Raw genomic sequence first — 8211 nt, forward strand, 5'->3', positions numbered from 1 at the left:
CCGCACCGGGGCCGGGCAGCCCACGACCGGTCCCGGTACAGGGATTGCCATCACGTCGGCGCGGGCACACGCCGCCTCGCCACCCGGCGGCTCTGTGCAGGCAACGACGGGCCGGGTGACCCATCCGGCCGCTGTGCCGAAGCGGCGCTGACCGTCAGGGCGGTGCGATTCTCGGAATCCGATGTCGGAGGTACGATGAGGTCGAGCAGCAGGTTCTCAGGCAACTCGGTCAAGTGACGCTTGTCCGCCAGCGTCGGTGTCCCGGCGGTACCGCAAGCCGCCAGAGCCCAGTCGTCACCAAGAGTTCATCTACTCGCACCGGCCGGCGGATCAGCCCTCCTCGGTCGGGTCTGAGCTGCGGATTCGTCCGCCGGGGGCGGGCTGCGGCCGCCACGGGCCGACCACCGCCCGTGGCTACCATCAGGGCGCGGTGGCGCCGTACCCGGGCCGGTGACGGGCGGAGGAGGAGCACGGTTGGACACGCCGTCCTTGAGCGATCTCGGCCGGTTCCTGGACACCAACCGGCAGACGCTACTCACCGTACTCACCGTGCTGGAGCTGTTTATCCTGCTGATGGTGCTGTTGCGGTGGTTCGACCGCCGATACGGCGTTCGGGGCACCGGGCGGCGCATCCGGCGCGGTATCGCCGGCGCGGCGCGGGACCTGGCGGCACCGATCGTCGGCTTCGTCCGGCTTCGGCGAGGGATGCGGGTGGTCGCCCGGAGCTTCGCCGGATCGGGCCCGGTGCCGGTGGCCCGAGCCTTGATCGAAACATCTCGATCGACACTGGCCAATTGGAACGATTTCTGGCCATACCTGGTGTTGCTGGGCCATGGGGAGCTCAGCGTGCGGATCGCCGGCGCGGGAGCGGACGTGCCGCCTCCGGCAGCGGAATCTCCGTGGCAGGTCATTGCGCCGCGCCACTGGCGGGCCCGCAGTGCGCCGCCCCCAGGTTCCGCACCGGCCACCGGCGGCGCACTGCCGATCGCCGTAGGAGTAAAGGACAGGACGATGGTTCTGCTGGATTTCGCCCGCTGCCCCGGAATCCTGTCCGTGCATGGTGCGCCGACACCGGCGGAGCGCCTGGTGTCCGCGCTGGTCGTCCAGCTGGCCGCGCTGACCGGCGGGCACGGCGTGCACCGCCTGATCGTCGCGGCGGAACCCGGCTACGGCTCCGGGGCGGTCGGCATCGACCGGATGCCGCTGTCCGAGGCGCTGGCAGCTCTCACGACCCGTCTGACACCGGACGGGCGTACCGTCCTGGTCTGCCGGCGGCCCGATCCGCAGACCGCGGCGCAGCTCGCCGGCCTGGCCGCCGATGATCCCGGACTGCTGGTCCTGGTCGCCGGCTACCTACCCGGATCACGTTGGCGGTTGCGGGCCGACCTGGCCGGTCGGGTGACCGCGCCGGAGTTGCTGCTCGACGTGGACTCCACGCCGCTTGTCCGGTGCCTGTTGCCCCGCCGCCGGACCGCGCCCCCGGCCCCGCCGGCGCCTGCCTGGGCCGAGGAGGAGTTTTCCGGGTCCACCGCCCTCGGCGCAGCATCCTCTGCGCCAGCGGAACCGGCCGTACTTGGGAGCCCTCGGCGACCCGCCCCGGCGGCGGCAACGCTACCGGCCGCCCATCAACCGCCCAGACCGTCGGCTCCGCCCACCGCCAACGATGACCTTATCGAACAGGCGCATGACGGGCAGCGGCCGACGGCGTACTCCGGCGTCGAGTCGGTCAGCCGGAGTGGAGACCATGTCAGCCGATCCGGAGACCGATAGTGCGCCTGCTACTGACCGTCGTCTCCGGCGGTGCCGACCGGGACGTCGCGATGGATCTCGAGGCGGACACCCCGGTGGGTGCGTTCATCGAGCAGGACGGCTCCCGGAGCGACTGGTATCTCGACGGAACGCGGCTGGATCCGACCTGGACGGTCAGCCAGGCAGGGCTGGTCGCCGGAGTCCGGCTGGGCGCCGGTGCGCCGGTACCCGGTGGCGGGGCGCGGTACCTGCCGGGCGACCCTCGGACCCATTGGCTGGAGGTGCACGGCGTCGGTGGCCCGAGCGCCGGGCGAGTCTGGCCGGTCGGCCTGGGCTGTCACGACATCGGCTCGGCACCCGGGTCCGCGATCGATCCGGGCGGCAGCGGGGTGCCCGCGCACGCCGCTCGGCTCACGATTGACGAGCAAGGTCGCGCCTGGGTGGCCACCCGTGGTGCCGGGGCGCGTCTGGCGATGCCACGGCCCCCAGCCCAGAACGACCCGATGCCCGCACCCGGGCACCCTGGTCACATCGAGCAGCGCGGGTCGAATCTCCGGGCCGGACACGGTCCGGAGCACCCGGATGAGCCCGACACCTTGGGACCCGGACGCGATGCATCCCGCCGCTGGCCGACCGGCGTGGACCTAGCGGTGGGCGGCAGCCTGCTACGGCTGGTGTCGCGCCCGGCACCGGATGCCGCGGTAACGCCGGCCGTGGACGTGCCGATGCTGGATTTCAACCGGCCGCCGCGGATCGTGCCGCCGCTGCTCTTCGCACGGCGACGGCTGCCCAGCCCGCCGATCAAGCCGAACAGCCGCCCGATCCCGCTGTTGATGATCCTCGCCCCGATGGTGATGGGGCTGGCGTTCGTCTTCCTCTTCCGGTCGTATTTCTTCCTGCTGATCATGGCGCTCAGTCCGATCCTGGCACTGTCGAACTGGTACACCGACCGACGCAGCGGCCGTAAGCGGTACCGCAGGGATTTCGCCGAGTACCTTCGTAAGCGCAGCCGCATCATGCGGGAGTTGACGGCAGCGGTCGCCGAGGAACGGTTAGCCCGGTGCGAGGCGTCGCCGGACCCGGCGACCGTTCTGTACACGGCCGTCGGCCCTGGCCGTCGGCTGTGGGAACGTCGCCGCCGCGACCCCGATCATCTCGTGCTACGGGTCGGCACGCTGGATCAGCCATCGCTGATCGAGGTGGAGGACCCGGCTCGCGCGGACACGGACCGCCAACTGCGCTGGACCGTGCCGGACGCGCCGGTCACCGTGGATCTGGTCGACCGGAAGGTGATCGGTCTGGCCGGTGCGGCGGAGATGACGTATGCAACGGCACGCTGGCTCGTCCTCCAGGCCGCCGCCCTACACAGCCCACGTGACCTGCGGATTCACGTGTTGACCGAGCCAGCTGGGGAGGAGCGGTGGGGCTGGGTGCGCTGGCTGCCGCACACCCGACCGGCCGAGGACGGCGTCCAGACCGGACGGCCCTACACGCTGGTCGGCAATGACCCGGAGACCGTGGCGAACCGGGTGGCCGAGCTGGTGGCGCTGGTCGCCGCACGGACCAAGGCCCGGGGCTCGCAACTCGGCCAGGTCCTGTTCAGCGAGCCAGACATACTGCTGGTCGTCGACGGCGCCCGCCGGCTGCGCGACGTGTCCGGCATGGTGCAGGTGCTCACCGACGGGCCGGCAGTGCAGGTATTCGCGATCTGCATCGACGCCGAGGAACGGCTGCTGCCGGAGGAGTGCACCGCGGTGTTACGCGCGGACGCGGACGGGCTGACGGTACGGCAGACCGGTGTGCCCGAGGCCACCGGTGTACGTCCGGACGTGATCACCGCCCAGTGGTGCGAGCGGGTGGCCCGGGCGATGGCTCCGCTGCGGGATGTCACCCCGGACGAGACGGCCGGGTTGCCCGACCGCAGCCGACTGCTGGAGCTGCTGGACGCCGACCCGCCGGACGGCGCCGAGCTGGCCGCACGTTGGTCCCGCCAACCCGCCTCCACGAGCTTCGTGATCGGTAGTGGTTTCGACGGAGCGGTTGCGCTCGACCTGGTCCGCGACGGACCGCACGCGCTGGTCGCCGGCACCACCGGCGCAGGCAAGTCCGAGCTGTTGCAGTCCATGGTGGTATCTTTGGCCGCGGTGAACCGCCCGGACGAGATGACCTTCGTGCTGGTCGACTACAAGGGCGGTAGCGCATTCCACAGTTGTGTACGGCTGCCGCACACCCTCGGCATGGTCACCGACCTGGACAGCGCGTCGGTGGTCCGGGCATTGGAGTCGCTCGGCGCGGAGTTGCGCCGCCGCGAGGAGATCCTGGCCCGGGCGGCCGCCAAGGACCTCGTGCAGTACCGGGCGATGCGTGGCCGCGACCCGTCGCTGCCGGCGGTGCCCCGGCTCGTCCTGGTCATCGACGAGTTCGCCACGCTCGTCCGGGAGGTTCCGGACTTCGTGCCCGGGCTGGTCAGCCTCGCGCAGCGTGGTCGCTCGCTGGGCATCCATCTGATCCTCGCCACCCAACGCCCGGCTGGTGTGGTGACCACCGACATTCGCGCCAACACCAACCTGCGCATCGCGCTGCGGGTGACCGATCCGATGGAGAGTTCGGACGTCATCGACGTACCGGACGCCGCGATGATTCCGGCGGCGACCCCGGGCCGGGCGCTCGCCCGACTCGCCCACCGGTCCACCCTGCCCTTCCAGACCGGGTACGTCGGCGCGGTGTACCAGGGTGTCGGCCCGGACACCGCTGAGTCCGGGCCGGCCGCTCCTGTGTACGGCACGGAGTTGCCCTGGTCCCGGCTGGGCCGGGCGCTGCCGCCACCGGTGGTGACGACCCGTGGCGGTGCCGCACCTGACGAGTTGGCCGCCACCGACCTCGACGTACTGGTCGACGCGATCGAAGCCGCCGCCCGGGAGGTGGGCTGCGAGCAGCAGCCGAGCCCATGGCTACCGCCGCTGCCGCCGGTCGTGCTGCTGGACGACCTCACCCTGCCGGAGTCGCGCACCGGGCCCGGTCTGCCGCCGGTACCGTACGCGCTGGCCGACCTGCCGTTGCAGCAGAGCCAGCCGGTGCTCGCCTGTGACCTCGCCGCACTCGGACACCTGTACGTGCTGGGTGCCTCCCGTTCGGGACGGTCGCAGTTGCTGCGCACGCTGGCCGCGTCGCTGGCCCGGTCGCTTCCCTGCGCGGACCTGCATCTGTACGCCGTCGACGCGGCCGGCGGATCGATGATGGCGCTGGCGGAGTTTCCGCACTGCGGTGCGGTGGTGCCCCGGGCCGATCTGGAGCGTCTGGAACGCCTGCTCGGCCGCATGCAGGGCGAGCTTGCCCGCCGACACGAGTTGCTGGCCCAGCATTCCTGCGCCGGCCTCGACGAATTGCGGTCGGCGCTGCCGCCAGCGCAGCGTCCGGCACACCTGATGCTGCTGGTGGACGGCTGGGACTCGCTGGCTGCCGTCCTCAACGACCACGACGGCGGACGGCTGCTGGACCAGTTTCTCGGCCTGCTACGCGAGGGGCCGGCCGCTGGGCTGCACCTCGTGATGTCCTCGGAGCGGTCGCTGTTGACCGGGCGGGTGGCGAATCTCAACGACCACCGGATCATGCTGCGGATGGCCGACCGCACCGACTACTCGGCGATCGGTGTCAGTCACCGTCGGGTGCCGGAGGTGGTGCCGCCCGGACGGGGCTGGCACTCGGCGGACCAGGCGGAGATTCAGGTCGCCCTGCTGGACCTGGATCCGTCCGGCCCGGCGCAGGTCGAGGCGATGCGTCGGATCGCGGCTCGGGCCGCCGCCCGCGACAGCGCGGTGCCGGCGCAGCGACGGCCGTTCCCGGTGGCCGGACTGCCCGCCGCAGTCACCTTCGCCGAGGCGTTTGCACAGGTCCCGGCTGAGCAGCGGCATCCGCTGCGGGCGCTGCTCGGGATCGGCGGCGACGCCGCCGAACCCTGCTATGTGGATTTCGCTGGCCGGCAGGCCACCTTTCTGGTCGCCGGTCCGCCCGGCTCGGGCCGCAGCAACACGCTGGCCACGCTCGCGGTGTCGCTACTGGCCGGGGGCACCGCGCTGGTCATCCTGACGCCCCGCGAGTCGGTGTTGCGCCGGTTGACGGTGCATGACCGGGTGCGGGCGGTCGAGGGGCCTGCACCGGACCCGGCGCAGGTGACCGCCGCGCTGGATGAGCTGGGCGGCCCGTTGGTAGTGCTGGTCGACGACGTCGACCTATTGGGTTTCGCCAATCCAGTGGAAGCGGTACTGCGCCAGGTGGTAGGCAGCGGCCGGGACCGGGCACTCGGTCTGGCGTACGCGGGAACGGCTGAGACCCTCACCCAGTCGTTGGGTGGCTGGATCGCCGAGGCCCGTCGCTCGCGGCAGGGCGTGCTGCTGGCGCCGCAGTCGGCGATCGAGGGTGACCTGGTCGGAGCCAGGGTGCCGCCAGGGCTGCTGCGCTCCGGTGGGCGACCTGGTCGCGGCTACGTTCCGGATCCGGCGACCGGCGCATTGAGTACGGTCACGATTCCGCACACCGTGCTGCGCTGACCCGACTCGGACACGGTCACCGGGGCCACGCAGGGCACGCGGCCCGGTAGCTGGTGACGGCTACCGGGCCGCGCGGCCGACGCGGGCCGCAAGAGGCGACGTGGGTCAGCTCGTGGGTGGCGACTGGGACAGCGCCTGATCCATGTCGCTCAGGTTCTTCGCGATCATCGAGAAGCTCGATGCGAAGGTCTCCAAACTGTTGACCGCTGCGGTCAGCGACTCGGTGAAGTCGGTGTACTGCGAGTCCATCACCGGGCTGGCCTGCTGCAGCCAGAGGCCGCCCTGGCTGGTCAGCAGCTCACTGACGCTAACCTGCAGGTTCTTCAGCACGCTGGCGATCTCCGCGCCCTCGGTGGTCAGCCGCCCGGCGACGGTGTTGACCAGGGCGTAATCGACGTTTACCTCTGCCATCGGATGCCTCCAATCGGTCGGTCAGGCCGAGCTGCTCGAGGCCGCGATCTGCTCGTCCATCGTGCTCAGCTGAACGGTGATGTTGTGGAACTGCTGGGCAAAGGAGCGAATGTTCTCGATCGCCGCGGTCAACTGGGTGTTGAAGGTCTGGTACTGCCCGCTGAGGGTGGGGCTGGACTTCTGCAACCACAGGCCACCGTCGCTGGTGAGCAACTGGGACACCGCAGTGAGTAGATCCTCCAGCCGGGGCACGGTCTGCGTCACGGCGGAATTGAGCTGTTCATTGACCGCCTGCACCTTGCCGAAGTCGACGGTGATGTTGGGCATGGCATTGCTCCAAGGGTGATTGGGTCACATGGTGACGGTGGTGAAGGGGATGTAGTCGTCGTCCTCGGATGACTCCTCGGAGACGAGCGTCCACTCCCCGGTGTTCGGATTGCCGGTGTACTTCTTGGTGCCATCCGAGTCCACGACCGTCTTGGTGCCGGAGTCCGGTCCGGTCACCACGATGTCGGTCGTGGTGGTCTCGCCCTCGTGGTCGACGGTCACCTGGTGCGATCCACCGTCGGGCTTCGGGGTGACGGTGCTGGTTGTGGTGCCCTCGCTGGTGGTGGAGGTCACCACGAACGAACCGTCGTCATTGGTCTTCTTTACGATCTTCTCCTCCATGCCGTCGGAGTGGGTGACGGTGGAGGTGTAGTCGACGACATCAATCTCCCCGTCGCCGTCGGTGTCACGGTAAGTGAACTCGGTCGTCTCGGTATAGGTCAGTCCGTCGCCGGAGGTGACCGTGGTCGTCTCGGAGATGACGTTGCCGTCTTCGTCCAGCACCGCCGAGGTCTTGTTGCTGCCCACCTCCGCGGTGCCGTCGATGGAGGTGGGCGGATCCCCCGGCTCCGGCACCGGGTCACCACTCCACAGCGGCACCGAACCGTCGACCAGGTTCCCGTCCTTGTCGTAGTACTGGAAGGTGATCTCCCGGTCCTTGATGTCGAGATACCGCTCGTACGCGGCGGTGTCGGCCTGCCAGCCGTTCACGCGGGCCTTGAGGCGGTCCAGGTTCACCTTGCCAGCGACGTCCGCGTCCAGGTCGAAGTAGGCCTTGGCGATGCTGTCGAAGGTGTTTGCCAGCTCGTCAAGCAGCTCCATCGAGTCCTTGAACGGGGAATGGCAGGCGGAGAAGAAAGCGCTCAGTGTGCCGTACAGGGCCGAGTTGCCTACCTGGCTGGAGTCGACGACGGTCCCGTCGGAGGTGACCACCGCCCGACGCGACCCGGTCTCCACATCAAACTCGATCTTGCTTTTCAACTCACGCAGGCTGCCCGCGAGACTGTGCAGCAGCGCGTAGTCGAGCACCAGGTCGGCCACCCCGCGCCCCTTCCTCCGGCTCGTCGGCGTACGCCGTCTGTGTGATTCGACGCGGCTGGGGCCGCCAGCGGTTCACTTGTGAACCTCCGCGCGGGTGCGCCACGTCGAACAGGACGACGGCGTCCGGGGCAGCGGG

General features: G+C 70.1%; 5 protein-coding genes. 2 read left to right on the forward strand and 3 right to left on the reverse strand.

The window, feature by feature from the left end:
- Window positions 1-474 precede the first annotated feature (474 nt).
- Window positions 475-1770, forward strand: coding sequence for a hypothetical protein (locus ACFHWT_RS06660; protein WP_416593691.1), 1296 nt, complete (start codon window positions 475-477; stop codon window positions 1768-1770).
- Complete coding sequence (locus ACFHWT_RS06665; protein ID WP_416593692.1) at window positions 1770-6296, forward strand: FtsK/SpoIIIE domain-containing protein; 4527 nt, start codon at window positions 1770-1772, stop codon at window positions 6294-6296. The genes ACFHWT_RS06660 and ACFHWT_RS06665 overlap by 1 nt, the downstream gene beginning before the upstream one ends.
- 105 nt (window positions 6297-6401) lie before the next feature.
- On the opposite strand, the gene ACFHWT_RS06670 is transcribed toward ACFHWT_RS06665, so the two are convergent.
- The 3 genes from ACFHWT_RS06670 to ACFHWT_RS06680 are packed head-to-tail and all read right to left on the reverse strand — an operon-like array spanning window position 6402 to window position 8075.
- The gene (locus ACFHWT_RS06670; RefSeq protein ID WP_416593693.1) at window positions 6402-6707 is read right to left on the reverse strand and encodes a WXG100 family type VII secretion target; all 306 of its coding nucleotides are present in this window, start codon (window positions 6705-6707) and stop codon (window positions 6402-6404) included.
- 21 nt (window positions 6708-6728) lie between these two features.
- Window positions 6729-7034, reverse strand: a complete 306-nt coding sequence (locus tag ACFHWT_RS06675; RefSeq protein ID WP_416593694.1) for a hypothetical protein — start codon at window positions 7032-7034, stop codon at window positions 6729-6731.
- 24 nt (window positions 7035-7058) lie between these two features.
- A complete protein-coding gene (locus ACFHWT_RS06680) occupies window positions 7059-8075 on the reverse strand; it encodes a hypothetical protein (protein WP_416593695.1) in 1017 nt (338 codons plus the stop codon).
- Window positions 8076-8211 lie beyond the last annotated feature (136 nt).

The sequence above is a fragment of the Micromonospora sp. LOL_021 genome, assembly GCF_048060215.1.
Lineage (GTDB): Bacteria > Actinomycetota > Actinomycetes > Mycobacteriales > Micromonosporaceae > Micromonospora_E.

Excerpts from the sequence above, each read along its gene's own strand:
- ACFHWT_RS06670 (WP_416593693.1), bottom strand. The coding sequence starts at position 6,707 with ATGGCAGAGGTAAACGTCGATTACGCCCTGGTCAACACCGTCGCCGGG.
- ACFHWT_RS06675 (WP_416593694.1), bottom strand. The coding sequence starts at position 7,034 with ATGCCCAACATCACCGTCGACTTCGGCAAGGTGCAGGCGGTCAATGAA.